Source organism: Streptomyces phytophilus (assembly GCF_013870535.1).
GTDB lineage: Bacteria > Actinomycetota > Actinomycetes > Streptomycetales > Streptomycetaceae > Streptomyces > Streptomyces phytophilus.
Map to the genome: position 1 here is coordinate 1 of NZ_JACBXC010001050.1, position 2,161 is coordinate 2,161.

Consider the following 2,161-nt stretch of genomic DNA (forward strand, 5'->3'; position numbering starts at 1 on the left):
GTGGGCGGCGGGGGCTTGTCCATCTCTCCTCGATCAGCCGGTGGCGGGCGGGGGTTCCCGCGCGTCTCCTCAGCGCTGGCCGTCTGCTGCGTCCAGGCCGTCCCACAGGTTCTCGTACCACGGCCGGTCCACCGCCTCGCCGGCCGCGCCGGAGCGGGCGGAGCCGGTGCCGTCGCGCATCAGGTAGCCGGTCTCGCCGGGCAGCACGTAGTGCAGGTGCTCGCGGGCCTGACGGCGCACGTACTCCGGGTCGTCCCAGCGGGCCTTCTCGTCCCGCAGGTCCTCCACCCGCTGCTCGGCCTGGGCCTTCTCCCGCTCCAGCTCGGCGACCTCGGCGCGCTGGGCGATGTACTGGCGCAGCGGGTACGCCAGCGCCACCACCAGCGAGCAGACGACGAGCGCGAGCACCGCGGCCCGCCCCGTCAGCCGGCTGCGCCGCGGCGGGCGCGCGCGGTAGACGCGCTCCGAGACGCGGCTGACGGCCTGCTCGCCGAGCAGCTTGAGCCGGGTGGTGGTGGAGAAGCGCTCCCTGGCCATGTGCGTCGCGTCCTCCCCGGGCGGCATGCGGTGGTCGGCCCCGGTCGCACCTTACGCGGTGCGGCCGGGGCCGGGGTGCGTCCGACGCCGATGTCGTACGGGCGCGATGCCGTACGGGCGCGATGCCGTACGGGCGCGATGTCGTACGGGCGCGGTGCCGTACGGGTCGCGGTGCCGTCCCGCAGTCGTGCCGTACGGGCCGGGCGCCTCAGCCGTTCTTGTAGCGGGGGAAGGCGCTGCGGCCGGCGTACTCGGCGGCGTCGTCGAGGATCTCCTCGATGCGCAGCAGCTGGTTGTACTTGGCGACCCGCTCGGAGCGGGCCGGGGCGCCGGTCTTGATCTGGCCGCAGTTCGTGGCGACGGCCAGGTCGGCGATGGTGACGTCCTCGGTCTCGCCGGAGCGGTGGGACATCATGCACTTGAAGCCGTTGCGCTGGGCCAGTTCGACGGCGTCCAGGGTCTCGGTGAGCGAGCCGATCTGGTTGACCTTGACCAGCAGCGCGTTGGCCGAGCCCTCGTCGATGCCGCGCTGCAGCCGCTCGGGGTTGGTGACGAAGAGGTCGTCCCCGACGATCTGGACCTTGTCGCCGAGCCGCTCGGTCAGCACGTGCCAGCCGGCCCAGTCGTCCTCGAACAGCGGGTCCTCGATGGACACCAGCGGGTAGTCCGCGACGAGCTGCTCGTAGTACTCCGTCATCTCGGCGGCGGAGCGGCTCTTGCCCTCGAAGACGTAGACGCCGTCCTTGTAGAACTCCGAGGCGGCGACGTCGAGCGCGAGGGCGACGTCCTGGCCCGCGGTGTAGCCGGCCTTCTGGATCGCCTCGATGATGAGGTCCAGCGCGTCCCGGTTGGAGTCGAGGTTCGGCGCGAAGCCGCCCTCGTCGCCGAGCCCGGTGGACAGGCCGCGCTCCTTGAGGACGGACTTGAGCTGGTGGTAGATCTCCGCGCCGCAGCGGACGGCCTCGGAGAACGACTCGGCGCCGATCGGCGCGATCATGAACTCCTGGATGTCGACGTTGGAGTCCGCGTGGCTGCCGCCGTTGAGGATGTTCATCATCGGCACGGGCAGCACGTGCGCGTTGGGGCCGCCCAGGTAGCGGAACAGCGGCAGGTCGGACGCCTCGGAGGCGGCGTGCGCGACGGCGAGCGAGACGCCGAGGATGGCGTTGGCGCCGAGCGACGACTTGTCCGGGGTGGCGTCGAGGTCGAACATCGCCTGGTCGATGAGGCGCTGCTCGGTGGCGTCGTAGCCGACCAGCTCGGGGCCGATCTGCTCGATGACGGCGAGCACGGCCTTCTCGACACCCTTCCCGCCGTAGCGGGCCTTGTCCCCGTCGCGCAGCTCCAGGGCCTCGAAGGCGCCGGTGGAGGCGCCGGACGGGACGGCAGCACGGCCGGTGCTGCCGTCGTCGAGGCCGACCTCGACCTCGACCGTGGGGTTGCCGCGGGAGTCGAGAATCTCTCGGGCTACGACGACGTCGATGGACGGCACGGTGTCTCCTTCTGAGGGATTCGCTACGGGTTCCGCCCTGAGCCTAGCCGCCCCGGGTGACGGCCCCGGCGCGCACCCGGCCGCATTCCGCGGTACGAGACGGTTCGGACCCGGGGGCGGACCCCGGGGCGG

Annotated in this window: 2 protein-coding genes; both read right to left on the minus strand. The window is 72.2% G+C overall.

Annotation, left to right across the window (positions count from 1 at the left end):
• Positions 1 to 69 precede the first annotated feature (69 nt).
• Positions 70 to 564, minus strand: a complete 495-nt coding sequence (locus tag H5J30_RS28885) for an FtsB family cell division protein (protein WP_374101033.1) — start codon at positions 562 to 564, stop codon at positions 70 to 72.
• Positions 565 to 745: 181 nt separating this feature from the next.
• On the minus strand, positions 746 to 2,029 hold the full coding sequence (eno, locus tag H5J30_RS28890; RefSeq protein WP_018838367.1) for a phosphopyruvate hydratase: 1,284 nt from the start codon (positions 2,027 to 2,029) through the stop codon (positions 746 to 748).
• Positions 2,030 to 2,161 lie beyond the last annotated feature (132 nt).

Bases quoted from the DNA above. Each gene is read 5' to 3' on its own strand.
- H5J30_RS28885 (WP_374101033.1), bottom strand. From the start codon at position 564: ATGCCGCCCGGGGAGGACGCGACGCACATGGCCAGGGAGCGCTTCTCC.